This is a genomic window from Dyella terrae (assembly GCF_022394535.1).
Taxonomy (GTDB): Bacteria; Pseudomonadota; Gammaproteobacteria; order Xanthomonadales; family Rhodanobacteraceae; genus Dyella.
In genome coordinates this window covers 5263906-5288784 of sequence record NZ_CP089414.1, presented here as the reverse complement: position 1 = coordinate 5288784, position 24879 = coordinate 5263906, and the positions used below count along the sequence as shown (strand labels likewise).

23 protein-coding genes, 1 tRNA gene and 1 pseudogene are annotated in these 24879 nt (G+C 63.0%); 24 read left to right on the top strand and 1 reads right to left on the bottom strand.

Going from position 1 to position 24879, the window contains the following annotated elements; all coding sequences use genetic code 11:
* Positions 1-19: 19 nt before the first annotated feature.
* The 22 genes and pseudogenes from DYST_RS23535 to DYST_RS23435 all read left to right on the top strand — a co-directional run bounded on the left by DYST_RS23535 (position 20) and on the right by DYST_RS23435 (position 20115).
* Positions 20-1573 (top strand): DHA2 family efflux MFS transporter permease subunit, encoded by a 1554-nt coding sequence (locus DYST_RS23535; protein ID WP_239948952.1) that lies wholly within the window; start codon positions 20-22, stop codon positions 1571-1573.
* Positions 1574-1721: 148 nt separating this feature from the next.
* Positions 1722-2225 (top strand): polyhydroxyalkanoate synthesis repressor PhaR, encoded by a 504-nt coding sequence (phaR, locus tag DYST_RS23530; protein WP_102304262.1) that lies wholly within the window; start codon positions 1722-1724, stop codon positions 2223-2225.
* A 103-nt stretch (positions 2226-2328) separates the two neighbouring features.
* Positions 2329-3090, top strand: coding sequence for an acetoacetyl-CoA reductase (gene phbB / locus DYST_RS23525; protein ID WP_239948950.1), 762 nt, complete (start codon positions 2329-2331; stop codon positions 3088-3090).
* A 124-nt stretch (positions 3091-3214) separates the two neighbouring features.
* Positions 3215-4615 carry an FAD-dependent oxidoreductase gene (locus DYST_RS23520; protein WP_239948948.1) on the top strand — a complete coding sequence of 467 codons (1401 nt, stop codon included), beginning with the start codon at positions 3215-3217 and terminating at the stop codon, positions 4613-4615.
* Entirely contained in the window at positions 4608-5027 is a 420-nt protein-coding gene (locus tag DYST_RS23515) for a DUF3293 domain-containing protein (protein WP_239948947.1), read from the top strand. The genes DYST_RS23520 and DYST_RS23515 overlap by 8 nt, the downstream gene beginning before the upstream one ends.
* Positions 5028-5138: 111 nt before the next feature.
* Positions 5139-5777: a cytochrome c biogenesis heme-transporting ATPase CcmA gene (ccmA, locus tag DYST_RS23510; protein WP_239948945.1), complete on the top strand. Its 639-nt coding sequence runs from the start codon at positions 5139-5141 to the stop codon at positions 5775-5777.
* Complete coding sequence (ccmB, locus tag DYST_RS23505; protein ID WP_102304270.1) at positions 5774-6460, top strand: heme exporter protein CcmB; 687 nt, start codon at positions 5774-5776, stop codon at positions 6458-6460. The genes ccmA and ccmB overlap by 4 nt, the downstream gene beginning before the upstream one ends.
* 4 nt (positions 6461-6464) lie before the next feature.
* On the top strand, positions 6465-7271 hold the full coding sequence (locus tag DYST_RS23500) for a heme ABC transporter permease (protein ID WP_239948937.1): 807 nt from the start codon (positions 6465-6467) through the stop codon (positions 7269-7271).
* Entirely contained in the window at positions 7271-7456 is a 186-nt protein-coding gene (ccmD, locus tag DYST_RS23495; RefSeq protein ID WP_239948935.1) for a heme exporter protein CcmD, read from the top strand. The genes DYST_RS23500 and ccmD overlap by 1 nt, the downstream gene beginning before the upstream one ends.
* 20 nt (positions 7457-7476) lie before the next feature.
* On the top strand, positions 7477-7944 hold the full coding sequence (gene ccmE / locus DYST_RS23490; protein WP_239948927.1) for a cytochrome c maturation protein CcmE: 468 nt from the start codon (positions 7477-7479) through the stop codon (positions 7942-7944).
* Positions 7941-9920 (top strand): heme lyase CcmF/NrfE family subunit, encoded by a 1980-nt coding sequence (locus DYST_RS23485; RefSeq protein WP_239948920.1) that lies wholly within the window; start codon positions 7941-7943, stop codon positions 9918-9920. The genes ccmE and DYST_RS23485 overlap by 4 nt, the downstream gene beginning before the upstream one ends.
* On the top strand, positions 9917-10459 hold the full coding sequence (locus tag DYST_RS23480) for a DsbE family thiol:disulfide interchange protein (RefSeq protein WP_239948918.1): 543 nt from the start codon (positions 9917-9919) through the stop codon (positions 10457-10459). The genes DYST_RS23485 and DYST_RS23480 overlap by 4 nt, the downstream gene beginning before the upstream one ends.
* Positions 10456-10902, top strand: a complete 447-nt coding sequence (locus tag DYST_RS23475) for a cytochrome c-type biogenesis protein (protein ID WP_239948916.1) — start codon at positions 10456-10458, stop codon at positions 10900-10902. Before DYST_RS23480 ends, DYST_RS23475 begins: the two co-directional genes overlap by 4 nt.
* Positions 10899-11942 (top strand): tetratricopeptide repeat protein, encoded by a 1044-nt coding sequence (locus DYST_RS23470; protein WP_239948915.1) that lies wholly within the window; start codon positions 10899-10901, stop codon positions 11940-11942. The genes DYST_RS23475 and DYST_RS23470 overlap by 4 nt, the downstream gene beginning before the upstream one ends.
* Positions 11943-11945: 3 nt before the next feature.
* Entirely contained in the window at positions 11946-13049 is a 1104-nt protein-coding gene (metX, locus tag DYST_RS23465) for a homoserine O-acetyltransferase MetX (protein WP_239948913.1), read from the top strand.
* Between the two features lie 67 nt (positions 13050-13116).
* On the top strand, positions 13117-13695 hold the full coding sequence (locus DYST_RS23460; RefSeq protein WP_239948911.1) for a cysteine dioxygenase family protein: 579 nt from the start codon (positions 13117-13119) through the stop codon (positions 13693-13695).
* A gap of 26 nt (positions 13696-13721) precedes the next feature.
* Positions 13722-13807 (top strand) — tRNA-Leu (locus DYST_RS23455).
* Positions 13808-14133: 326 nt separating this feature from the next.
* Positions 14134-14895 (top strand): annotated as a pseudogene (locus DYST_RS24405) (DUF6531 domain-containing protein); the annotation flags it as partial.
* A gap of 627 nt (positions 14896-15522) precedes the next feature.
* Positions 15523-18663, top strand: coding sequence for an RHS repeat-associated core domain-containing protein (locus DYST_RS23450; RefSeq protein WP_239948909.1), 3141 nt, complete (start codon positions 15523-15525; stop codon positions 18661-18663).
* A 10-nt stretch (positions 18664-18673) separates the two neighbouring features.
* Complete coding sequence (locus tag DYST_RS23445) at positions 18674-19093, top strand: hypothetical protein (protein WP_239948907.1); 420 nt, start codon at positions 18674-18676, stop codon at positions 19091-19093.
* A 54-nt stretch (positions 19094-19147) separates the two neighbouring features.
* Complete coding sequence (locus DYST_RS23440; protein ID WP_239948905.1) at positions 19148-19411, top strand: DUF2730 domain-containing protein; 264 nt, start codon at positions 19148-19150, stop codon at positions 19409-19411.
* Between the two features lie 356 nt (positions 19412-19767).
* Positions 19768-20115, top strand: coding sequence for a hypothetical protein (locus DYST_RS23435; RefSeq protein WP_239948903.1), 348 nt, complete (start codon positions 19768-19770; stop codon positions 20113-20115).
* 154 nt (positions 20116-20269) lie between these two features.
* Here the strand turns inward: DYST_RS23435 and DYST_RS23430 are convergent, their stop codons facing one another.
* Entirely contained in the window at positions 20270-20665 is a 396-nt protein-coding gene (locus tag DYST_RS23430) for a helix-turn-helix domain-containing protein (RefSeq protein WP_239948901.1), read from the bottom strand.
* A gap of 111 nt (positions 20666-20776) precedes the next feature.
* Between DYST_RS23430 and DYST_RS23425 the strand changes: the two genes are divergently transcribed.
* A complete protein-coding gene (locus DYST_RS23425; RefSeq protein WP_239948899.1) occupies positions 20777-23797 on the top strand; it encodes a CHC2 zinc finger domain-containing protein in 3021 nt (1006 codons plus the stop codon).
* A gap of 3 nt (positions 23798-23800) precedes the next feature.
* Positions 23801-24796 carry a site-specific tyrosine recombinase XerC gene (gene xerC / locus DYST_RS23420; RefSeq protein WP_239948883.1) on the top strand — a complete coding sequence of 332 codons (996 nt, stop codon included), beginning with the start codon at positions 23801-23803 and terminating at the stop codon, positions 24794-24796.
* Positions 24797-24879: the final 83 nt, after the last annotated feature.

Sequence of the window (24879 nt, the reverse complement as noted above, 5' to 3'; positions counted from 1 at the left end):
ATCCGACGGAAACGCCGCCATGGCTGCCAACCCCTCCGAAGCCAAACCGCTACCGCCGTTGCACGGCACCGCGCTGGTCCTGCTGACCATCGCGGTCGCGTTCAGCACCTTCATGGAGGTGCTGGACATGACCATCGTCAACGTCGCTGTGCCTCATATCGCCGGTAGCCTTGGCGTCAGCGCCAACGAAGGTACGTGGACGATCAGCTCCTACTCGCTGGCCAGCGCCATCATGCAGCCGTTGACCGGCTGGATCGCGCGGCGCTTCGGCGAGGTGAAGACCTTCGTGGTCTCCGTCGCCCTGTTCGTGATCTTCTCGATGATGTGCGGCCTCGCCACATCGATGCCGATGCTGGTGTTCGCCCGCCTCATGCAGGGTGCCGGCTCCGGCCCGATGGTGGCGCTGTCGCTCACCCTGCTGCTGGCGAGCTATCCGAAGACCAAGCAGGGCATTGCGCTGGCGCTATGGGCGATGACCGTGGTGGTGGCGCCTATCTTCGGCCCCATCCTGGGTGGCTGGCTCACGGACAACTTCTCGTGGCCCTGGATCTTCTACATCAACCTGCCGGTGGGCGTGGCCGCGGGTGTCATCACGTGGACGCTGCTGCGCAAACGTGAAACGAAGACCTTCCAGTCGCCGATCGACGTGGTCGGCCTGGTGTTGCTCGTGGCCGGCGTGGGCTGCCTGCAGTTCATGCTCGATAACGGCAACGACCATGACTGGTTCGCTTCGCCGCTGATCGCCACCCTCGGCATCGTCGCGTTGCTATGCCTCACCTTCCTGGTGGTGTGGGAGCTGCACGCCAAACACCCCGTGGTCGAACTGAGCCTATTCAAACAACGCAACTTCACGGCAGGCGTCATCGCGCTGTCGCTGGGCATGTTTGCCTTCTTCGGCATCAACGTGGTGTTTCCGTTGTGGCTGCAGACCACGCTCGGCTATACGGCGACATGGGCAGGTCTGGCCACCGCGCCGGTCGGCATCCTTGCCTTCCTGTTGTCACCGATCATCGGTCGCAACATGCAGAAGCTGGAGCTACGCGCGGTCGTGACGTTTGCCTTCGTGGTGTTCGCCGGCACCTCTTACTGGTTCTCCACGTTCGACAGCTCGGCGTCGTTCTCCACGCTGGTACTGCCGCGTTTCGTCATGGGCGTGGCGATTCCCTGCTTCTTCATCCCGCTCAACCAGATCTACCTTTCGGGGCTCCCTGCGCACGAGATCGCCAGCGCCAGCGGCCTGGCCAACTTCTTCCGTACGCTGGGTTCTAGCGTGTCCACAGCGGTCACGGTGACCCTGTGGCAGCACCGGGGCATCCTGCATCACGCCAACCTGACCGAGAACGTGACCAACGCCAGTCAGCCCGCCACGCAGATCGTGGGGCAACTGACCCACGGCGGCCTGGCACAGACGCAGGCGCTGGGGGTCGTGGATCAGTTGGTGAACAAGGAGGCGCTAACCCTGGCGGTGAACGACGTCTTCCTGCTGTGCGCCATCCTGTTCGTCGTGCTGATCCCGGTGATCTGGCTAGCCAAGCCGCCCTTCGGCTCGGCGGGCGGCGCTGGCGGCCACTAAGCTGCTGCCGGATTGCTCTCAATCCGGCACAAACCGGCACAAACCGGCATGTAATTGATCTAACAGGAAATGCTGCAACTAGCCAGTGCAGCAATGAATACCAGTTGGGCGACTGGTGCGCCGCAATACCTTCTGCTAGTTTGTGTGCATGGCACAAACGATCCGCACCATCAAGAAGTATCCGAACCGTCGGCTCTACGACACGGAAATCTCCAGCTACATCACGCTGGAAGAGGTCCGTCAGCTGGTGTTGGACGGCGAAACCTTTGAAGTCCGTGACGCCAAGAGCGGCGAGGACCTCACCCGCTCAGTCTTGCTGCAGATCATCTCTGAGCATGAGGAAAAGGGGCAGCCGATGCTGTCGCCCCAGCTACTCAGCCAGATCATCCGCTTCTACGGCGACTCGCTGCAGGGTTTCATGGGCCCGTATCTGGAACGCAGCCTGCAGGTCTTTCTCGACCAGCAGCAGCAGTTCCGCACGCAGCTCAACAGCCTGCTCGGTCAGACACCCTGGTCCATGCTCAACGACTTGACTGAGCGCAACATGGAAGCGTGGCGCAACATGCAGCGTGGCCTGATCGACACGGCTGCGCAGACCAATACGCAGGCCAACCCCACGCCACGCGGCACCACCACCAAGAAGCCGGGCTGATCCAGCCCGCTTACGGCGGCCCGCATCGCGAGCCGCCCTTCCGTCTCAGCTACCGCTGCAGCACAACACGTGCTGCCCTGCGGCATGTGCACGAGTCCTTCACATGACAAATCACACTCGCGCACCGCGCGTCGCCCTCGTCACGGGCGGCATCGGCGGCCTTGGCACCGAAATCTGCCGTCAGCTGGCTCAGTCCGGCCGTCAGGTCATCGCCGTCGATCTAGGCGCTCGCGAGGAACGGCTCGCTGCCTTCCGACATGAAACGGCCGATCTCGATGGGGCGGTGAAGTTCGAAGCCGCCGACGTCAGCCAGTTCGATAGCTGTGCCGAGCTCATCGGGCGCATCGAGCAGGAGCACGGCAGCGTGGACATCCTGGTCAACGCCGCCGGCATCACCCGCGACACCAGCCTGCGCAAGATGACGCCGCAGCAGTGGCATGAACTGATGCGCGTGAACCTCGACGGCGTGTTCAACATGTGCCGCAACGTGGTGGAAGGCATGAGCACGCGCGGTTTCGGCCGCATCGTGAACTTGAGCTCGGTCAACGGACAGACGGGCCAGTTCGGTCAGACCAACTACTCCGCGGCCAAGGCCGGCGTGCATGGCTTCGGTATGGCGCTGGCGCGCGAAACGGCGCGCAAGGGCATCACGGTGAATACGGTGTCACCGGGTTATTGCGATACGGCGCTGGTCGCTGCCGTGCCGCAGGACATCCGCGCACAGATCATCGCGGATATCCCGGTCGGCCGCCTTGGTTCGCCGGGCGACATCGCGCGGGCCGTCACCTTTCTCACCGCCGACGACGCCGGCTACATCACGGGCGCCAACCTGCCGGTCAACGGCGGGTACTTCATGAGCTTCTAAGAAAGTCTCACGGTGCATGCCTCCACGCGGCGAGTGAAATCTTGCCGCACTGCGCATCGCCCCGCCCGCCCCTGACCCGCTACTCTTGGCGCTTTACGTGGTTGCCACCTAGCAGCGGGATTCCATGGCGAAGCACATCACTCTTATTGGCGGCGGCCTGGTCGGCGCCTTGCTTGCGCAGCAACTGGCGAAACGTGGTTTCGCTGTCGACGTCTTCGAGAAGCGCCCCGACCCACGCGTCGCCGGCTTCACCGGAGGCCGCTCCATCAATCTCGCCCTTGCCGAACGTGGCCTGCAGGCATTGCGCGAAGCGGGCCTCGCTGACGACGTGCTGCAACGCGCCGTCATGATGCGCGGCCGCATGGTGCATACGCGCGACGGCCGCTCTGGCTTGCAGCGGTATGGCGTGGACGACAGCGAAGTGATCTGGTCGGTGTCTCGTGGCGCGCTCAACATGCTGCTGCTGGACGCCGCCGAAGCCTCCGGCGTGAACTTCCATTTCGGCCAGTCGCTGGCCAGCGCGGATTTCGATGGCCGCCGCATTCAACTCGTTGATGAACAAGGCGTGTCGCGCGAGCTCGATGCGCCCGTCGTCATCGGCGCCGATGGCGCCGGCTCCGCCCTTCGTTCGGCCATGAACGCTTATGCCCCCTTGGGCGAGCGCGTGGAATCGCTGGGCCACGGTTACAAGGAACTGGAGATTCCCCCGGCGGGTGGATTGTCTGCCGACCTTGTCGGCCTCAGCGGCGGGCACGATCAGTTCGCGTTGGAACCGCACGCGCTGCACATCTGGCCGCGTGGCGGCTATATGTGTATTGCCCTGCCCGACACCGAAGGCAGCTTCACCGTCACGCTGTTCCTACCAGCGCATGGGCCACACCCGAGCTTTGACACGCTGGGCGGCGCCAGCAGCGCGCGCACGTTCTTCGAGGAAGACTTCCCCGACCTGCTGCCGCTGATTCCCGATTTCGCCAACGACTACGACGGCCACCCCGTGGGCACGCTGTCCACGCTATATCTGGAACGCTGGCACCTGGATGGGCGCGCGCTGCTCGTCGGCGATGCCGCGCACGCCATCGTGCCGTTCCACGGTCAGGGCATGAACTGCGGTTTCGAAGACACCGTGGTACTGGCCGCGTTGCTGGCCGAAGCGCCGAACGACACGGCCAACGTGTTCGCCGAGTTCCAGCGCATCCGCCAACCCAACAGCAACGCCATCGCGGCGATGGCCCTGGAGAACTACGTGGAAATGCGCGACTCGGTCGCCGATCCGCACTATCCAGCCAAGCGTTCGCTCGGTGCGCTGCTGGCCGAACGCGCGCCCGATCACTTCATGGCGCGCTATCGCATGGTCACCTTCACCCACCTGCCCTACGCCTACGCCTATGAGCGCGGCCGTGCGCAGGATATGTTGCTGGATCAATTGCTGCGCGGCTCGACCGATGCAGCCTCGGTCGACCTCATGGCCGCCATCAACGCCCTTCGCGCCACGCTTCCGCCGCTGCCCGACCTACGGCATGGATGAAGCACTGCACGCCGCGTACTTGGCCACTGATTATCGAGTGCGTCTGGCGCGCGGCGGCTGGGCTGCCATCCACATCGACCAGCCCCTGCCATCGGCTCTCAAAGAGTTGGCCGGGGAGAATCCGTGGGGATTCATCACCGCGTGGAACCCACGCTCCGAACCGACACCCCGCTCGCAAAACAAGGCGGCCCAGCGGGCGCTGTTCGAGGCATTGCGCGCCATTCCGGAAACTGTCGCGATTCGCCCCGGTCTGGGCGTCGCCCGCACAGGACAGTGGGCTGAGCCCAGCTTGTGGGTCGTTGGGCTGGGCATCGCCGCCCTCGATCCCCTAGCGGCGCATTTCGGGCAATTCGGATATGTGCACGGGCAAGGCGCGTCCCCAGCCAAGTTACGTCTTATGTCCTTGGGCTGAGGGACTTTTCATGATGCCCGAGTCCCCCGTCTCAGGACCTGCGCAGGTCAGTCTCGTTGGCGTCACCCCGCCGCATGGACAAGGCCGCCGGGCTTTGCGGACAATCGACCAATGACTGCCCCCAACGCCGTCGCCACGCCTCTGCTGGAGGCCCGGGCGCTCACCTTTTACCGCCAGGACGAACCCGTGTTCGGCCCGCTGGATTTTCGCCTTCACGAGGGGGAAGTGGCGTTGGTGGAGGGCGACAACGGCAGCGGCAAGACGACATTGCTGCGCATCCTCGCCGGTCTGCTGCACATCGACGAAGGCGCGCTCGACTGGCGCGGCCAGCCATGGCGACGCATCGATCATCTGGGCGATACCCTGTTCCTCGGCCACCACCTCGGCTTGAAGGGTGATCTCAGCGCCAGGGAGAACCTTGCCGTTGCCGCTGGCTTGTACGGCGCACGTGACGGGCACACGGTGGATGGTGTGCTAGCTGATCTCGGTCTCGCCGGTTACGAAGACGAACCCGTGCGGCGGCTTTCCGCAGGCCAGAAGAAACGCGCCGCACTCGCGCGCCTGCTCCTGCTGCCGGCCACGCTGTGGTTGCTGGACGAGCCGTACGCCAACCTCGATCGCACTGGCATCGAACTGGTGAATCGCCTGCTCACCCAGCACGCCGCAGAAGGTGGCGCAGCCCTGGTAACCAGCCATGGCGCCGTGAGCTTTCTCAACGGCGAGCCCAAACGGATACGCATGCACGCATGAGCCACGCGCCGCTCGCCTCCGCCTGCGCCGCCGTGCTGCGCCGCGATCTCACCCTGGCCTGGCGTCGCCGTGGCGACATCGTCATGCCGGTGCTGTACGCGCTTATCGTCATCACGCTATTCCCGTTCGCGCTGGGGCCGGAGGATGCCTTGCTCCAGCGCATCGCAGGTGGTGCCGTGCTGGTGACCATGCTGCTCGCCATGCTGCTGGCGCTGGACGCTATGTTCCGCAGCGACATCGAAGACGGTTCGCTCGAACAGCTGATGCTGTCACCGCAGCCGTTGGCATTGATGATGGGCATGAAGATCCTTGCGCACTGGATCACCACCGCCCTGCCGCTCATCGTCATCGCACCGCTGCTGGCCGGCATGCTGCATTTGCCGACATCAGTGATGCCGGTGCTGGTCTATGCGCTGCTGCTGTCTACGCCCTTGCTGAGCCTGCTTGGCGCGGTGCTGGTGGCGCTGACGGCCGGCACGCGACGCTCTGGTATGCTGCTGGCGCTGATGTTGCTGCCGCTTTGCGTACCCGTGGTGATCTTTGCCGCTGGCGCTGTCGCCGCGGCTCAACAGGGGCTGCCGTGGCTTGCGCCCATCGCCTGGCTGGGTGCTGCGCTGGTCATGGCGCTGGTGCTGGCTCCGCTGGCCTGCGCCACCGCCCTCCGCATAGCTCTGGACGCATAAGACGATGGCCAACTGGATCCCGCTCTGGGTTCACAAGCTCAGCTCCCCGCCGAACTTCTATCGTTTTGCTGGTGTAGTGCGTCCTTGGGCTCTTGGCCTTGCAGTAGTGCTGGGTGCCATCGCACTTTACGGCGGCCTCGTATTGGCCCCCGCCGATTACCAGCAAGGTGATGCCTATCGCATCATCTTTATCCACGTGCCTAGCGCATGGATGGGCCTTTTCATCTACGGCTTGATGGCCGTCGCCTCGTTCATCTCACTGGTATGGCGCATCAAGCTGGCCGAAGTGGTGGCGATGGAATCGGCCCCCATCGGTGCGGCCTTCACCTTCATCACCTTGGTTACTGGCTCGCTGTGGGGCAAGCCGATGTGGGGCACGTGGTGGACGTGGGATGCGCGCCTAACTTCCGAACTAGTGTTGTTGTTCCTGTATCTGGGTGTGATCGGCCTGTACCACTCATTTGAAGATCGCCGCCAGGGCGCACGCGCTGCGGCGTTCCTCGCCATCATCGGCATCATCAACGTGCCGATCGTGCACTTCTCAGTGAACTGGTGGAACACGCTGCACCAGGGTTCCACTGTGCGCATCCTCGGGCCGTCGAGGATCAGCACCGACATGCTGTGGCCGCTGCTGACCATGATGGTTGCCACCAAGTTCTATTACATCGCCAGCCTGTTCGGGCGCGTGCGTACCGACTTGCTGTCGATGGAAAGCGGCAAGGACTGGGTGCGGCAGATAGCCGACGCACATGGAAGTGCTAGTGCCGCAAGCGCAGGACGCGCAGAAGCGGAAAAACGGGAGGCACGCTGATGAGCGCCTTCTTTGCCATGGGCGGCTACGCCATGTACGTGTGGCCGGCGTACGCGGTGTTCTTCATCGTGCTGATTGCCGACTACATCAACCCGTCGCTGCGCCGCCGCCGCAATCTGCGCGAACTTCGCAGCCGCATGGCGCGGCAAGCCGCGCGCCAGCAACGCAACCCGACGTCGCCCTGAGCGCACTTACGCAAATGAGCATGAACCCTACACGCAAGCGCCGACTCACCATTGTCCTCCTCGTCGTTGCGGCGGCGGTCGTCGCCGTGGGCCTGATCGTGTTCGCCCTGCAGCAGAACATGAACTACCTGTTCACCCCGAGCCAGGTGCAGACGGGCCAGGCGAACAGCTACAAGACCTTCCGCCTCGGCGGTATGGTCAAGGCCGGCTCCATCCAGCGCAGCAAGGATTCGCTCAAGGTCACCTTCACCGTGGTCGACGCCAGCGGTTCGATGCCCGTGGAATACAACGGCATCCTGCCGGATCTGTTTCGCGACAACCAATCCGTGATCGCCACTGGCCACATGGACAGCGCCCACTTCATGGCTACCGAAGTGCTGGCTAAGCATGACGAAACCTACATGCCCAAAGAGCTGAAGGACGCCATGGCCAAGGCTCACGAGGGCAAACAGGTGAACGAAGAAGCCGGACAGGACAAGCCGCAATGACGCCCGAACTCGGCCAACTCGCGCTGATTCTCGCGCTGCTGCTCGCCTTTGCGCAGGGCGTGCTGCCGCTTATCGGCGCATGGCGCGGCAGCCGTGCGTTGATGGCCGTTGCGCGTCCGGCGGCGGCGGGGCAAGCGGTGTTCGTCATGCTGGCCTTCGCGCTGCTGGTGTCAGCGTTCCTGTCGTTCGATTTCTCCGTGCAGTACGTCGCCGATAACTCCAACCTCGCGCTGCCCTGGTACTACCGCATCGCCGCCGTGTGGGGCGCGCATGAAGGTTCGTTGCTGTTGTGGATCTTCATCCTCAACCTGTGGACGCTCGCGCTTGCCGTGCTCAGCCGTAACCTGCCCGAAGTGTTCGTGGCACGCGTGCTCGGCGTGCTCGGCCTGGTCGCCGTGGGCTTCCTCGCCTTCATCATCTTCACCTCCAATCCGTTCGCACGCCTGCTACCCATGCCACCGGATGGCGGCGATCTGAATCCGGTGCTGCAAGACCCCGGCATGACGTTCCACCCGCCGGTGCTCTACATGGGCTACGTCGGTTTCTCGGTGGCGTTCGCCTTCTCCATCGCGGCGCTGCTCGGCGGTGAGCTGGAACAGGCATGGGTGCGTTGGGCACGCCCGTGGACCAACGTGGCGTGGGCTTTCCTCTCTGCTGGCATCGTTGCGGGCAGTTGGTGGGCCTATGCGGAACTCGGCTGGGGCGGCTGGTGGTTCTGGGATCCGGTGGAGAACGCCAGCTTCATGCCATGGCTGGTTGGTGCCGCATTGATCCACGCACAAGCAGTCACGGAGAAACGCGGCGGTCTGCGCGCGTGGACCATTCTGCTGTCCATCTTTGCGTTCTCGCTGTCGCTGCTCGGCACCTTCCTGGTGCGCTCGGGCGTGCTCACCTCGGTGCATGCCTTCGCCTCCGATCCGCGACGCGGCCTGTTTATCCTCTGCTTCCTCGCCGTGGTGGTCGGTGGCTCGCTGCTGCTCTACGCCATGCGCGCACCGAAGGTGGCGGGCGGCAAACCCTTCAGCGTGGTGTCGCGTGAAACCGCCATCCTGATCGGCAACCTGATGCTTACCGTGGCCGCCGCCATGGTGCTGCTGGGCACGCTGTTCCCGCTGCTGGGTGACGCGCTGAACCTCGGCAAGATCTCGGTCGGCCCGCCCTACTTCGGCTTCCTGTTTACGCTGCTGATGATCCCGGTGGTCGTACTGCTGCCGTTTGGCCCCTACCTGCGTTGGGGCAAAAGCGACGTGCCAGCGCTGAAGAAAGTGTTGTGGCGTGCAGGCCTCGCCGCCATCGCCTGCACCATCGCTGCTGCGTTCGCTACGGGCGGTGAAACCAAGGCCATCGCTGGCACGGCTGCGGCAGTCTGGTGCGGCTTCGGCACGCTGCTCTACGTGATCAAGCGCTGGCGCGAGATGCCGCCGGGCCGCCGATACCCCGCGGAAATGGCCGGCATGCTGCTCGCGCATTTCGGCGTGGGCGTATTCCTTGCCGGTGTACTGCTTACCAACGCACTCAGCGTGGAACGCGACGTACGCGTCGCGCCGGGCCAGACCGAAAGCATCGGCGGCTACCAGTTCCGCTTCGACGGCGTGCAGCACACGCAGGGTCCGAACTGGGAAGGTGACCAGGGCACCGTCACCGTACTGCGCAACGGCAGCGAAGTCGCCGTGATGCACCCGCAGAAGCGCACGTATTCACGTGGTCAGGTGCAAACCGAATCGGCCATCAATCCCGGCCTGTTCCGCGACCTCTACGTGGCGCTGGGCGAACCGATGGACTCCAAGCAGCCGGAAGGGGCCTGGGCACTGCGCCTCTACGACAAACCCTTCGTCCGCTGGATCTGGGTCGGCGGCCTGTTCATGATGCTAGGCGGCTTCTTCGCAGCTGCGGATCGCCGCTTCCGCACCAAGCGCGTGGCGGACACGGAAACGGAAACGGTTCCGGCTACCGCCCTGCAGGAGTCGCGCGCATGAGCCGCATGATTCCTTTTTTCGGCTTCCTGCTGCTGGTCGTGCTGTTCGGCTTCGGCATCTGGTGGAACACCCAGCATGACCAACGCGAAGTGCCCTCTCCGCTGATCAACAAACCCGCGCCGGCCTTCGTGCTGCCGAAGCTGGATGACCCCGCGCAAACCGTGAGCCGCGATGCATTGCTAGGCAAGCCCTACCTCATCAATGTGTTCGCCAGCTGGTGCATTGCCTGCGGTGAGGAACACCCGGTGCTGATGACCCAGGGCAAATCCATCGGCGTGCCCGTCATCGGCTACAACTACAAAGACGATGCAACGGATGCCAAGAACTGGCTGGCGCAGCACGGCAATCCGTACGACATGGTTATCGTGGATCGCGAAGGCCGCACTGCCATCGACTTCGGCGTGTACGGCGCACCGGAGAGCTTCCTCGTCGACGGCAAAGGCATCATCCGCTACAAGCGCATCGGGCCGCTGACACCGGAAGCGATCGAGAAGGAATTGAAGCCGGTCATCGCCGCTCTGGCGAAGGAAACGCCATGAGGCGCGCGCTCCTGCTGGTGTCGCTGTGTCTGTTTGCGTTCATCGCCTTTGCGCAGGCCATCGACCCGCTGCCCTTCAAGGACCACGCGCAGGAAGTTCGTTTTCAGAACCTCACGCGCGAATTGCGTTGTTTGGTGTGCCAGAACGAAAACTTGGCCGACTCCAATGCTGACCTCGCGCGCGATCTGAGGCATGAAGTATTCAACCTGATGCAACAGGGCAAGAGCGACGAGGAGATCAAGCAATACCTTGTCGACCGCTATTCCGATTTCGTGTTGTACGACCCGCCGGTGCAAGGCAGCACGCTGCTGCTGTGGTTCGGGCCGTTGGTGATTTTGCTGGCCGGTGCGGCCGTGGTGGTGGTCACGGTGCGTCGACGCGCTCGCCCCGCCAGCGCCACCACCACGGACGACAAACCGGCCGATGAAGGGGACGACTGGTGAGGCTGGCTTTCTATCTGATCGCCGCGGCGATGATCGTCGCGGCGCTGCTCCTTGTGCTGTTGCCGTTGGTGCGTCATGGACGCCAGCAAGGCCGTCCGCGCGGCGTATTCGCGCTGGCCATGATTGTGGCGTTCTGCCTGCCCATCGCCGCCATTGGGCTTTATCTGGCCGTGGGTACGCCCGTGGCGCTCAACGGCGTGCCCAAGGCCGACGCCGGTATGAACATCGATCAGGCCGTCGATGAACTGAAGACGCACCTCGCGCAAAAGCCGGACGATCAGCAAGGCTGGATGCTTCTGGGTCAAACCTACAGCGTGATGCACAAGGCCGCCGACGCACGCGACGCTTACGACCACGTCTTGCGCCTTGATGCCGATAACGGCGTCGCTATGGTCGGCTGGGCCGAAGCCGATTCATTGCTGCGCGAAGACCATCGCATCGAAGGACGCGCGCAGGAGTTGCTCGAACGCGCGGTGAAGATCGATCCGCAAAGCCAGCGTGGCCTGTGGCTGCTCGGCATCAGCCAGTTCCAGCACGATCAGTACACCGAAGCGGCCGCAACGTGGCGCCAACTGCAGCCGCAGCTCGATCCCAGCTCTAACGTGGCCAAGGCCGTGCAAGAGCAGATCGCCGTAGCCGAATCCCGCGCCAACGGCGGCAAGACCACGTCGGAAACGCCTGCCGCCGAATCGGTGCAACCATCGCTGCAGGTGAAGGTGACGCTCTCGCCCTCGCTGAAGGACAAGCTCGCGCCGGGTGACACGCTGTTCGTCTACGCCCGTGCCGACCAGGGCCCGCCGATGCCGCTGGCCGTGGCGAAAATGGATGCCGCCGCCCTGCCCGCTACCGTCACGCTCAACGATGGGATGGGCATGACGCCGCAACTCAAACTATCCTCCGCGTCGCGCGTTTTCGTCGGTGCCCGCATCAGCAAAAGCGGCCAAGCCATCGCCCAACCGGGCGACCTGGAAGGCGATGCCGGCGTGATCAACGTCAACACGCATACGCCCATCAGCATCAGCATCGACAAGGTTCACTAACTCATGGAAAACGACGCGCGCCGCTACTGCGCCCTGCCCTCGCCCTTCGCCATGAAGCGCGGTGGCGAGTTGCGCGAAGCCCGCGTGGCGTACGAAACCTGGGGCACACTGAGCGAAGCACGCGACAACGCCGTGCTGCTACTCACCGGCCTCTCGCCCAGCGCACACGCTGCGTCCAACGCAGAAGATCCCTCGCCCGGCTGGTGGGAGGCGATGATCGGCCCCGGCAAAGCCATCGACACCTCGCGCTGGTTCGTCATCTGTGTGAACTCGCTGGGCAGCGACAAGGGCTCCACCTGCGCCGCGTCGACCAACCCGGCCACCGGCGAGCCCTATCGTCTCGACTTCCCCGAACTCTCGTTGGAAGACGTGGCCAACGCCGCGTATATCGCCGTGCGTAGTCTCGGTATCGATCAGTTGGCCTGCCTTATCGGCTGCTCCATGGGCGGCATGAGCGCGCTGGCCTACATGGTGCTGCACCCGGGCAGCGTGCGCGCGCACATCAGCGTGGACACTGCGCCACAGGCGCAACCGTTCGCCATCGCCATCCGCTCCCTGCAGCGCGAAGCCATCCGTCTCGACCCGCACTGGAACCACGGCCAGTACAGCGACGACAACTACCCCACCGACGGCATGAGCATCGCGCGCAAGCTCGGCGTGATCACCTACCGCTCCGCCATGGAATGGAACGGCCGCTTCGCGCGCATCCGCCTCGACCCCGAGCAGCGCGGCGACAACCCGTTCGGCCACGAATTTGAAGTGGAGTCCTACCTGGAAGGCCACGCCCAGCGTTTCGTGCACACCTTCGACCCCAATAGCTATCTCTACCTGTCGCGCGCCAGCGACTGGTTCGACATCAGCGAGTACGGCAGCGGCGGCGTGATGGAAGGCCTCAAGCGTATCCACATCGAAAAAGCCATGGTGATCGGCGTAAGCACCGACATCTTGTTCCCGCTGGAACAACAGGAACAGATCGCCGACGGCCTGCGCGCCGCGGGCGCCGCCGTGGACTTCGTAGCGCTGGATTCACCGCAGGGCCACGACGCCTTTCTGGTCGATATCCCCAACTACAGCCGCGCCATTGGCGGCTTTCTCGGCCAACTCTGAACGGTCGACTGCACCCTCCGGCCGGCGCTGCTAAGATGGCCCGGCAGCACGACCTACCGAGAACACCATGCTCACCCTGGATTTCCCTGGCTCGCGCCAGCTCATCGACGCCATCGACGCCGCCGTCGCGCAGGACACCACCCGCGCAGTGACGGACAGCCTGCGCAACAGCCTCTGCGCCCTCATCCGCGGCCAGGAAGTGAAGCTTCCCGACTGCGTATTCGAGACCGCCGAAGGCCGCTACGCCCGCCGCGAGCTGTACCGCAGTAAAGAGCACGGCTACGCCGTGGTCGCCATGACCTGGGGCCCCGGCCAAGGCACCCCCATCCACGACCATTGCGGCATGTGGTGCGTGGAAGGCGTTTGGAGCGGCGCGCTGGAAGTAGTCCAGTACGAGCGCCTGGCCGACGAGAACGGCAACTATTGCTTCCAGCCCGTGGGCTCCATCCAGGCCGGCCCCGGCTCCGCCGGCAGCCTGATCCCGCCCCACGAATACCACACCATCCGCAACCCCAGCGACGACGCCGTCGCCGTGAGCCTGCACATCTACTCCGGCGCCATGACCCACTGCGCCGTGTTCCAGCCCCTGGGCCACAACCAGTACCAGCGCTCCGATCGTCAATTGGGGCTCGACCCGGTCCACTGAACCCGGCATAATGTTCAACTTGCAATGCCGGTGTGGCGGAATGGTAGACGCGGCGGACTCAAAATCCGCTTCTGGCGACAGAGTGTAGGTTCAAGTCCTATCACCGGTACCACGTTTCAAAGAAAAAGGCCCGACTATGTCGGGCCTTTTCTTGTTCGTATGTCGCTAATCGCCGCGAAATACGCAGATCAGGGCTATAGGTTTCTTATACCGCTCAGCCTGCCGCGGATAGCTGCACTGGCAAGCAACAGCCAGCGCTCCAAGAGTTCGTATCGACCAAATGGAGTAGCCGTCACAAGGCCAGAAGATCTATTTGATCCAAAGCGTGACGGAGTCCTCGGAAGAAATATGGCGTCTCAACAGGCTGCCCTGCTATAGAGATTCTTCGTGGCACCTGTAAATGGTGCAGACAACGTGGACGTCGTCACAGGGGGTAACATGGTTGTTCAATGTACGGCGCCATTCGTGCGCTGGATTGGCTCATACCAGTCTTTCGTTCGCCACAACAAGAAAAATTCAGAAGCCAATATCGCTCAGGCAAGATTCGGAGCAAAGGTTCCATGGATATTTTTCTTGCTGACGCTTCTAGCGCTCTGGCCCTTCGCCGCACGAGCTGACGTTGTCTATTACCTCCAGACGCGCGCACAGGCGCTCAATGAGTGCACATCCACTTACGCTCTACCTGGAGACGGTTCTCAGCAAGTGGTCAACTGGTCGCACAGTCAAGCCTGTGTAGATGCCACCTATTGGGGTTCGCCAGTGATTATGGTGGGGACCTGGCTTATTTCTAACAATGATGGCTCACCAAAGACCCCTCCCATTTATCTTGGGCCGAGTGAGAACTATTCCATTTACTCCTACAGCGTCGATGACCGCAAAAACGTGGGCGATGGCGGCGGATGCAACGGTGGCGAAGGTGGCTCACTGACCTGTCCGAAAGACCATGGCGCACCACAAGCGGTGCCAGCTCAAACCGGAAACCCTTCCGTTGCCGATCCCATTAACGCCGCCACCGGCAACAAATACCTCCAAGACGAGGACTACAGCAGCAATTCATGGCTGACATTCCGTCGGTTCTATAACAGCAATGCCGCAACCGCGACGACGAGTATTGGAGCGCACTGGCGGCATAGCTTTGATCGTTTCCTGAAAATCTCAGCGGTCCCTCCTTCTATCACGGTGTTTCGCCCAGATGGAAAGCAGGAGTTCTTTACCAAGAGCAACGGAATTTGGACGACATCTCGCGATAATATCGATACGTTGACCGAAGTTGACAATGCGCAAGGCGTTGCTACGAGCTATACACTTTACGTTGCTGCGCTACGGCACTTCGAAACCTATGATGTCAACGGCCGCATGCAGCAGGTTGTCGACGAGAGCGGTATCGGCGCTTCGTTTACGTACAGCACGGCACAAACTCCGACTAGCATTGCCCCAGTCGCAGGTCTGCTTCTGACCGTTACTGATCCCGATGGGCGACAACTCAATTTCACCTACGACAGCGGCGGTCGCGTGCATCAAATCACGCAGCCAAACGGTGGAAATATCATTTATGCGTACGACAGCGTTGGAAACTTGCTATCAGCCCAATACCCGGACAATCAAATTCGTCAGTACGCTTACAACGAAACCTCGTTGACTGGTGGAAACAATCTCCCCAATGCATTGACTGGCATCATCGATGAATCCGGGGTCCGCTATGAGAGTACGACCTATGACAGTCAAGGGCGGGCGACGTGGGCCAGTGCGGCAGGCGGGGCCGATGCCACTGCAATTGCCTACAATAGTGACGGATCATCCACAGTAACCTACCCGCTGGGCGGAACGATGGCGTTTGGCTTTGCGACAGCCAACGGCCTGAGTCGCGCAGCAACAATAGGGCAGCCTTGTGGACCAGCATGTGGTCAGCCCTGGAATACCCGCACGTACGACGCCAACAGCAATCCGATGAGCTATGTGGATTTCAATGGCAACACCACGGCGACCACCTATAGTGCCGCTGCACTACTGACTCAGCAGATCGACGCCAAAGGGCAGGCTACGCAACGAACCACCAACTTCACCTGGGACACCACGCTCCGCGTTCCACTGACCCGCACCGTGCTCGACAACAATGGCAATACCGTTGCCTCGGCGTCTTGGGTCTACAACGCCTATGGCCAAGCCACCGCTCGTTGCGAAGCAGATCCAACCGTCACTGGCGCCGCCAGCTACACCTGCGGCAGCAGCACTAATGCCCCAGCTGGCGTGCGCCAGTGGCGCTACACCTACTGCAATGCTGTTGACACCACGCAATGCCCCCTCACCGGTCTGTTGCTCTCAGTCGACGGCCCACGCACTGATGTCTCCGACATCACCAACTACAGCTATTACCTGAGCGCCGACGAATCCGGCTGCGGCACCGCGGGCGGCGCCTGCCATCGCGCGGGTGACGTGTATACGGTGGCGAACGCCCTTGGGCAGATCACGACCGTGGTGGCCTACGACAAGAACGGGCGCGTGGTGCGCCAGTCCAGCGCCAACGGGGTGATCACGGACCTTGCCTACAGCCCACGCGGTTGGCTGCTCACACGTACCGTCCGCGCCAACGCGGATGGCTCGGCTTCGCCCAACGATGCGGTAACCACCGTCGGCTACACGGCCTACGGCTCGGTAGCCTCCATCCAGGACGCCGATGGCGTGACAGTGAACTACACCTATGACGCAGCCCATCGCCTCACCAAGATCACCGACGCACTGGGCAACTACGTGCAGTACACGCTCGACGCGGCGGGTAACAAGACCGCTGAGCAGACCTACGACAGCAGCGGCACACTGCGCCGCAGCCTGTCGCGTACGTTCAACACGCTGGGCCAGCTCACCAAGGTCACCGATGGCCTGAGTCACGCGGTATTCAACGCGGTCTACAGCGACAGCTACGACGCCAACGGCAACCTGGTGCATACCGGTGATGCCCTGGGTGTGCAGCGCAAGCAGGGTTATGACGGGCTCAATCGCCTCATCACCACCATCGACAACTACAGCGGCACGGATACCGCCACGCAGAACACGCAAAGTGCCTTTGCGTACGACGCCAACGATCGACTGGAAGGTGTGAGCGATCCGGATGGACTCAACACCACCTACAGCTACGACGGCCTGGGCAACGCCACTGGCGTGCAGAGTCCTGACACCGGCAGCACGACCTATGTGTACGACGCGGGCGGCAACGTCACCCAGCGCACGGATGCCAAGGGCGTGGTGAGCAATAGCACGTACGACGCGCTCAACCGTCGCACCGCCACCACTTATGCGGACGGCACGCTCAATGTGGCCTATGCCTACGACGAGGCCAACAGCGTCACGGGCTGCCCGGCCTCCTATCCGGTCGGTCGCCTCACCCGCATCATCGAAACCGCCGTGACCACGGTGTACTGCTACGACGCCCACGGCAACGTCACCCGCAAGAGCCAGACACAGGGCACCGTCACGGATGTCACCGCCTACGGCTACACCCTGGCAGATCGCCTGGCCAGCACGCTGACACCGGCCGGCACCTCCATCCAGTACAGCCGCGACGCGGCCGGCCGTATCAGCGGCGTCACCGCCCTGCCCCCGGGCACCAGTGGTGCAGGCGCCGGCAATGTGGTCACCGCCATCAGCTACCTGCCCTTTGGCCCCATCGCCAGCTACACGCTGGGTAACGGCCAAACCATCACGCGCACCTACGACGCCAACTACGCCGTCACCGATGTGGTGAGCCCCGCGCTCAACCTGCACTTTGCCCGCGATGCCATGGGCAACATCACCGCCCTGGGCAACGCCTCCGGCGCCAGCCCGGCCACGGAAACCTACGCCTACGACCCGCTCTACCGCCTCACCGGCCTCTACGACGCCAGCACCAACCCGGAAGAAACCTATACGTACAGCAAGACCGGCGACCGCCTGAGCAAGACGGGCAATGGTCTCGCCACGGGAGCCTATACCTACCAAACCGGAACCCATCACCTCACCGCCATCGGCAACGCCGCCCGCACCTACGACGCCAACGGCAACACCACGGGTAGCGTGATCGGTGGTGACACCTTTGGGTATGGCTACAACGGGCGTAACCGCATGACGGTGGTGCAGCGGGATGGCAGTACGGTGGGGACGTATACGTACAACGTGCTGGGGCAGCGCACAGCGAAGGTGGCGACGTTCCCGTCCGCCAGCAGCCAGCGGTTTGCTTACGATGAGGCTAGTCAGCTTATCGGGGAGTACGGCAGCAACTCGCGCGACTATGTCTGGCTCGGTGATCTACCGGTGGCGACCGTCGACACGGCGAGTGGCGTGAGCACGGTGAGCTATGTGCATGCGGATGGGCTGGGCACCCCGCGCGCAATCGCAAACACAAGTGGTAACACCATCTGGCAGCTTGCCTATCAGACGAATGCCTTTGGTGAGCAGCAACCGACGAGTGCGAATGGTTTTGTATACGGTCTACGGTTACCCGGCCAGTACTACGACGCCGAGAGCGGCTTGGCAAATAACGTCAACCGCGACTATGAGGCCGCGACCGGGCGTTACTTGCAGAGTGATCCCATCGGTCTCGACGGTGGGTTGAGCACGTTTGCGTACGTTGATAGCAGTCCGCTCAATTTCTTTGACCCTCTCGGAACGAGCAAACTTCAGGGCACAAACAACATAGGTGGTAACGATCCGTTGACGCCTCGCCTCAATGCCCAGTCCAATCCTGATGAGGTGAGGCGCGCCATCAAGGCGGCTGAAGATGCCGAAAGGAGCGGTGCGCTCAATGCCAACAGGCTAAGGCAGGTACGTGCATGGCTAAAGGTTGCCAAGCGAAATTTCACGCGAGCAGAGTGTCCACCTCTATTCTTCGAAGTGTTGGAGATGCAAATGGGCCAGCTCTGCGAAGAAGGGAACCCCATCGGGTGCAGCATGTATCAAGGGTTGGGCGGCACAGTGATCGACAAGACTCAAATGTAACTATCTAGTCATGGCTAACGATCTGCGATACAGGCGTCTAGAGCGTGCGAGGGCTGCGAGCCTCGCCGGTCAGTTCTCCGTTGCTTACAAGGGGCTGGATGAACTTCTCCGGCAAAATCCTGACGATATAGAGGCACATCGGCTCTACGGGAATGCGTTGGAAACGGACGCGTTCTCCGAGGATGACGTCATGCCGGCGGATGTTCGATTGAAGGCGGCTCGGCGCCACTACCGACACATTTTGAGCGTCGATGCATCCAATCTCTTTGCGCTATTTGATCTGGCCGAGCACTTCTCCAATATCGGCAAAAACCGAGTTGCAAGGGCCTTGTTTGAAGAGTTTTTACGCCAATCTGAAGCGAAGAATCTCGATGATTATGAGGATGAGCTTGCTCGCGCCACGGCTTGGTTAAGCACCACGAGCACGTGACATCGGTAGCAAACTGAACGGCGCTACCGATGTCACGCACCAGGAGGAAGGTTGATGAGCTACGCCACCGACGATGCTGAAATGTCGAGCGCCCGGGAAATCCTCTTTCATTGCCGTGGCAAGCTCTCGGCAGAGATCCGGAAGGAAGCCTCCCGCAGCCAGCCTGATGCGCAACGCCTGGCTGACCTGGAACTGGTGATGTCCCAGCTGCGCGATGAAATCGACGCCGTCACGGCCGGCGACCGCGCCGTAACCACGCGGGTCCGCTTGCTCTACGGCATGCTGATCAAAGACGCTTACGCGCCGACATCACGCTGACCGCTTGCATCATTTTTGCATCATCGCTGCATCACTTTTGCCGCATCTTTGCATCATCCGTGCATCACGACGTGGCCCGCTGGGCCACGTGATCGTGTTTGACCTTCTTGGCGTGCAGGGATCGGCTTTTTATGGGTGTTTTTGGCCAGCTTTTGCCCCTTAACCCTTAAGCCGATCCGCCATACACCATACGCACCTAGTCAGGTGAAGCAAGTGCATGACGCGCAAGAACAATTGCAAATATGATGCAAACGCCTGCGTATATAGCCATCTATACGCTTGGCGAAACCGATGGCTTCGCAGCGCGATCGTTTGCTATACATGCCGCTATACAGTGCATATGGAAGCAAACAACGATGGCGAAGATAGTCCCGATCCGCTTCAGTGACGAGGCGTATGCGCGCTACGAAGCGATGGCCGCCCAGGCGTTCCCCGAGCCGCTGCCGGTGTCCACGTACCTCAAGAAGCGACTGGCCGCCGGCGACAACACGGCCGAAGCAATGATGATGCTGCGTCAGACGGTCGAGGATCTGGCCGACCGCGAGGCCGCTCCGGCGAGCCCCGATGCGTCACCGGCCGACACGTCGAACGTGCAGCTCGAAATCCTGCTGTTGCTACGTGCGGTGGCCGATCCTGGCCGCGTGCGTGCTGTGCAGAGTGAACTGCAGCGCATCGGCGTCGATGTATGGCGAGGAAAAGCCTGAGGGCAGACGTGACCCGACTCGGGTCAGGCTGGAATTATTAGCCCGCTAATATTTTTAGACATAGAAAAAAACCTACCTCACAGGCCGCTTACGCGACCTGCGAGGTAGGTTTATGCGAAAGGCTATCGAGAGCCGAATCGTTATCTTTAGCTGCTCAGCTACTCGCTTGCTGTAGCACCGTATCGAGCATCTGGCTGACAAACTTCTGCTTGGCACGCGGCAACTGACTGATCTGATCTAGCTGCTGCTGTAACCGCGATGCGGGTCCACGCTTACCGGCAGTCTTTGCTGACGAGCTACCGAGTAAATCCTCTATCGAGACTTCCAGCGCCTTGGCCACGACCGTGAGCGTGGCAACGGCGATACGCACCGTCCCGCCCTCGTAGTGGGCCAGTGTCTGCTGGGCGATGCCCAGGGTCTTGGCTAACTCGACCTGGGTGATGCCATGCGCCTTGCGGTGCTCGGCAATACGTTGGCCAAGTTGTTCGTAGAAGGCGCGGTCAGCAGCGGCCATGAGGCTATCTGGCAGAAAGGATGTGCTGGCGAGCATAGACCCTGATCCTCGGATGACGAGTTGACAATACTCGTATTACGGGTACTCTGCCAACGGGTTATTTTTTAGTTGCTCCCCTTGACAGCCTTCCGGCCGGAGACCCGTTTTATGGCCCGCATCCCCGAGCACGAGATCGAGCGCCTGAAAACGGACATCTCCGTGCAACGGCTGGTCGAAGCGCGCGGCATCGAGCTGGTCCGCCACGGCGCGGACTGGATCGGTCGCTGCCCCTTCCACAACGACAAGACGCCCTCGCTGGTCGTGTCGCCGGCGAAGAACCTGTGGCACTGCCTGGGCGCGTGTCAGACGGGCGGCACGGCGATCGACTGGGTGATGAAGAGCGAAGGCATCAGCTTCCGGCACGCCGTGGAGCGGCTGCGCGAAGGCGTGACCACGCTCGCGACCGGGGATGGCGTGCGCCGCTCGACGGTGACCAAGCTGCCGGCGCCGGTCAGCACCGAGGCCGATGACAAAGCCCTGCTGCACCAGGTGGTCGATTACTACCACGACACCTTGAAGCAAAGCCCCGAAGCGCTGGCCTATCTGGCCTCGCGTGGCCTCAACCATCCGGAGCTGATCGAGCGCTTCCGGCTGGGCTTTGCCAACCGCACGCTGGGCCTGCGCCTGCCGGAGAAAAACCGCAAAACCGGCGGGGAAATCCGCGCCCGCCTGCAGGCCGTGGGCCTGCTGCGCGACTCCGGCCACGAGCACTTGAATGGCTCGCTGGTGATCCCGGTGTGGGACGAGCACGGCGACATCACCGAGCTGTACGGCCGCAAGATCACGCCCAACCTGCGCAGCGGCACGCCGCTGCACCTGTACCTGCCGGGGCCGCATCGTGGCCTGTGGAACATCGAGGCGGTGCAAGAGCACCGCGAAATCATCCTGTGCGAAGCGCTGATCGACGCCATGACCTTCTGGTGCGCCGGCTACCGCAACGTCACCGCGTCCTATGGCGTCGAAGGGTTTACCGCCGATCACTTAGCCGCGTTTAAGCGCTACGGCACGGAGCGCGTACTGATCGCGTATGACCGCGATGCCGCGGGTGATGCGGCGGCCGAGAAACTGGCCACGCGCTTGATGGCCGAGGGCATCGCCTGTTACCGCTGCCGCTTCCCGCACGGCCTGGACGCGAACGACTACGCGCTCAAGGTGACGCCGGCCAGCCAGAGCTTAGGCGTAGTGATCCGCTCGGCCACGTGGATCGGCAACGGGGCGCCGGCCCCGATCACGACGCCGAGTGTCGCATGCGACAGTGCGGCCGACGTGCCACCCACCATCGCCGCGTCGCCGGCACCTGAGCCGGCACCGGAACCTGCACCGGAGCTTCCCGTTTTAGCCGCCTCGCCCTTGCCGCCGGCCGCACCGTCGCTGCCGGTGGAGGTGGACGAACGCGAACTGCGCGTGACGCTGGATGATCGCGCGTACATCGTGCGCGGCATCGAGAAGAACAGCGGTTACGAGCAGCTCAAGGTGTGGATCAAGGTGCAGCGCGCCGCGTATCTGCACATCGACACGGTGGAGCTGTACGCCGCACGGCAGCGTCAGGGATGGTGCCGGCAGGCCAGCATCGAGCTGGGCCTGACGGAAGAAGCGATGAAAGAGGATCTGGCCAAACTGCTGCGCGTGGTGGAGCTGCGCCAGGATGAGCTGATCCGTGCACGACAGGCCCCGAAAACCGCCACCGCGGCCGCGCCGGAGGTGTCGCCCGAACAGCAGGATGCCGCGATGGCCTTGCTGCGCGATCCGGCACTGATCGAGCGCATCGTGCAGGACGTGGCCACGCTGGGCGTGGTGGGCGAAGACCACAACGCGCTGGTGGGTTATCTGGCCTGTGTGTCGCGCCGGCTCGACAAGCCGCTCGCGATCCTGATCCAGTCCACCAGTGCCGCCGGCAAATCCACCGTGATGGACACGCTGCTCGCGCTGATGCCGGATGAGCAGCGCGTGCACTACTCAGCGATGACCGGGCAATCGCTGTTTTACCTCGGCGAAGGCGACCTCAAGCACAAGATCCTCGCCATCGCCGAGGAGGAAGGCGTGCGCCAGGCGGCCTATGCGCTGAAACTGTTGCAATCGCAGGGCGAACTGACCATCGCCAGTACCGGCAAAGACCCGACCACCGGCAAGCTGGTCACCGAGGAATACCGCGTCGAAGGGCCGGTGATGCTCTTCCTGACGACGACGGCCATCGTGATCGACGAGGAGCTGCTCAACCGCTGCCTCGTGCTCACCATCAACGAAAGCCGCGAGCAGACCGAGGCGATCCATCGACGGCAGCGGCAGGCACGCACGCTGGAAGGCTTGTTGGCCGCGCAGACCTCTAGCGACATCCGTGCACTGCATCAGAACGCACAACGCTTGTTGCGACCGCTGGCCGTGGTGAACCCGTATGCGGAGCGTCTGACCTTCCGCAGCGAATCCCCGCGCCTGCGCCGCGATCACGCGAAGTACCTGACGCTGATCGACGCCATCGCCTTGTTGCATCAGTACCAACGCCCGATCCAGCGCGCCGGCCGCCTGGAATACATCGAGGTGACGCTGGCCGACATCGCGCTGGCCAACCGCTTGGCCGGCGAGGTGCTGGGCCGCTCGCTCGATGACCTGCCGCCGCAGACGCGCCGCGTGCTGGGCGACGTGGTGACCTACGTCGAAGGGTGCCAGCAGGCGCAGGGCTTGGCCCGCTCGCAGGTGCGGTTTACCCGGCGCGAACTGCGCGATGCGACCGGGCACGGCGACACGCAGCTCAAGCTGCATCTGGCGCGGCTGGAAGATCACGAATACCTGATCGTGCATCGCACCGGCACGCGCTTCCACTACGAACTGGCGTTTACCGGCGATGTGCATGACACGCACCGTCAGCTGATCGGCTTGGTGGACGTGGCGACGCTGGACACCACTACGACGGCAGATCGGTCGGGGGCATCCCGTGATCGGTCGGACAGCGGTCGTGGTGCGGTCGGTGCCGTGGCGGGGGAGCATCGGTCCGGCGTGATCGCGGCGCAGCCCAACGACGATGCGGCCTCATCCGTTTTAGTGGCAGCTCGTCCATCCACTACGCATCGCGGGACGGAGACCGCGCCGTCGCATCGTAGCGAGGCGTCGTACCGCGCGATGCGAGGCGCGTAAGCGATGCCACGGGCCGGTCATTACGGCGAACACCGCCGGTTGCTGGAAGCCCCCAGCCCACCGGACAGCATGGCGGCCTGGATGCGCCGGTATCTGGAGGTGATGGTGGCCCTGGGCTACAGCGAAGAGCTGCTGCGTGCCCGCCGGCAAACGCTGGCCGTCTTCCTGGCGTGGTGCATGGATCGCGGCTTGGCGCGGCCCGCCGAGATCACCTTGCCGATCCTGGAACGCTACCAGCGCCATCTCTTCCAGTGGCGCAAGGCCAACGGCGAGCCGCTGAGCCTGCGTGGCCAAGCCTTGGCCGTGACGCATCTACGCCACTGGTTTAGGTGGCTGGTGAAGCATCACCACATCCCGACCAACCCGGCGGCCGATCTGGACCTGCCACGCGCGCCGCGCGTGACGCTGCCCGAAGGGCTACAGGCCGAGCAGATGGATACCCTCTTGGCCCTGCCGGACGTCGAGGACGTGCAGGGTCTGCGTGATCGGGCGCTGCTGGAGCTGCTGTACTCCACCGGCGTGCGGCGACAGGAAGCACGTAACCTCTCGATCTTCGATCTGGACTTCGTGCACGGCGTCGTGCGCGTGCGTCAGGGCAAAGGCGGCAAGGACCGCCTCGTGCCGATCGGAGAGCGTGCGCTGGCCTGGGTGCGCCGGTATCTGGATCAGGCGCGCCCGCAGCTGGTGATCGACGCGCACGAAACCGCGCTCTTCCTCAACCGCTTCGGGCAGCGCCTGGGCAACAACGGGCTGGCCACCACGGTGCGCCGATACCTGGAAGCGGCCGGCGTGCGTCAGCGCGGCGCCTGCCATCTGCTGCGGCACACGATGGCCACGCAGATGCTGGAGAACGGGGCGGACATCCGCTACATCCAGGAGCTGCTGGGCCACGAGCGGCTGGACACCACGCAGATCTACACCCACGTCTCCATCGGCAAGCTCAAAGAGATCCACACGGCCACGCACCCGGCCGCCAAGCTGGCCCGCGCCTCCGACTGATACCCCCGTCGCACGCCCTGCGGCCCGCGCTTGCCCGCGTAGGCACGGGCGCGTACAAAACCGTCTCAAGGGATTTTTAGCCA

Coding starts and splice junctions, on each gene's coding strand:
- DYST_RS23500 (WP_239948937.1), top strand. CDS start 6,465: ATGGCCAACTGGATCCCGCTCTGGGTTCACAAGCTCAGCTCCCCGCCG.
- DYST_RS23520 (WP_239948948.1), top strand. CDS start 3,215: ATGGCGAAGCACATCACTCTTATTGGCGGCGGCCTGGTCGGCGCCTTG.
- DYST_RS23430 (WP_239948901.1), bottom strand. CDS start 20,665: ATGCTCGCCAGCACATCCTTTCTGCCAGATAGCCTCATGGCCGCTGCT.
- phaR (WP_102304262.1), top strand. CDS start 1,722: ATGGCACAAACGATCCGCACCATCAAGAAGTATCCGAACCGTCGGCTC.
- DYST_RS23515 (WP_239948947.1), top strand. CDS start 4,608: ATGGATGAAGCACTGCACGCCGCGTACTTGGCCACTGATTATCGAGTG.
- metX (WP_239948913.1), top strand. CDS start 11,946: ATGGAAAACGACGCGCGCCGCTACTGCGCCCTGCCCTCGCCCTTCGCC.
- ccmB (WP_102304270.1), top strand. CDS start 5,774: ATGAGCCACGCGCCGCTCGCCTCCGCCTGCGCCGCCGTGCTGCGCCGC.
- DYST_RS23475 (WP_239948916.1), top strand. CDS start 10,456: ATGAGGCGCGCGCTCCTGCTGGTGTCGCTGTGTCTGTTTGCGTTCATC.
- DYST_RS23445 (WP_239948907.1), top strand. CDS start 18,674: ATGGCTAACGATCTGCGATACAGGCGTCTAGAGCGTGCGAGGGCTGCG.
- DYST_RS23435 (WP_239948903.1), top strand. CDS start 19,768: ATGGCGAAGATAGTCCCGATCCGCTTCAGTGACGAGGCGTATGCGCGC.
- ccmD (WP_239948935.1), top strand. CDS start 7,271: ATGAGCGCCTTCTTTGCCATGGGCGGCTACGCCATGTACGTGTGGCCG.
- DYST_RS23480 (WP_239948918.1), top strand. CDS start 9,917: ATGAGCCGCATGATTCCTTTTTTCGGCTTCCTGCTGCTGGTCGTGCTG.
- DYST_RS23440 (WP_239948905.1), top strand. CDS start 19,148: ATGAGCTACGCCACCGACGATGCTGAAATGTCGAGCGCCCGGGAAATC.
- phbB (WP_239948950.1), top strand. CDS start 2,329: ATGACAAATCACACTCGCGCACCGCGCGTCGCCCTCGTCACGGGCGGC.
- DYST_RS23425 (WP_239948899.1), top strand. CDS start 20,777: ATGGCCCGCATCCCCGAGCACGAGATCGAGCGCCTGAAAACGGACATC.
- ccmE (WP_239948927.1), top strand. CDS start 7,477: ATGAACCCTACACGCAAGCGCCGACTCACCATTGTCCTCCTCGTCGTT.
- DYST_RS23460 (WP_239948911.1), top strand. CDS start 13,117: ATGCTCACCCTGGATTTCCCTGGCTCGCGCCAGCTCATCGACGCCATC.
- DYST_RS23535 (WP_239948952.1), top strand. CDS start 20: ATGGCTGCCAACCCCTCCGAAGCCAAACCGCTACCGCCGTTGCACGGC.
- ccmA (WP_239948945.1), top strand. CDS start 5,139: ATGACTGCCCCCAACGCCGTCGCCACGCCTCTGCTGGAGGCCCGGGCG.
- xerC (WP_239948883.1), top strand. CDS start 23,801: ATGCCACGGGCCGGTCATTACGGCGAACACCGCCGGTTGCTGGAAGCC.
- DYST_RS23485 (WP_239948920.1), top strand. CDS start 7,941: ATGACGCCCGAACTCGGCCAACTCGCGCTGATTCTCGCGCTGCTGCTC.
- DYST_RS23450 (WP_239948909.1), top strand. CDS start 15,523: ATGGCGTTTGGCTTTGCGACAGCCAACGGCCTGAGTCGCGCAGCAACA.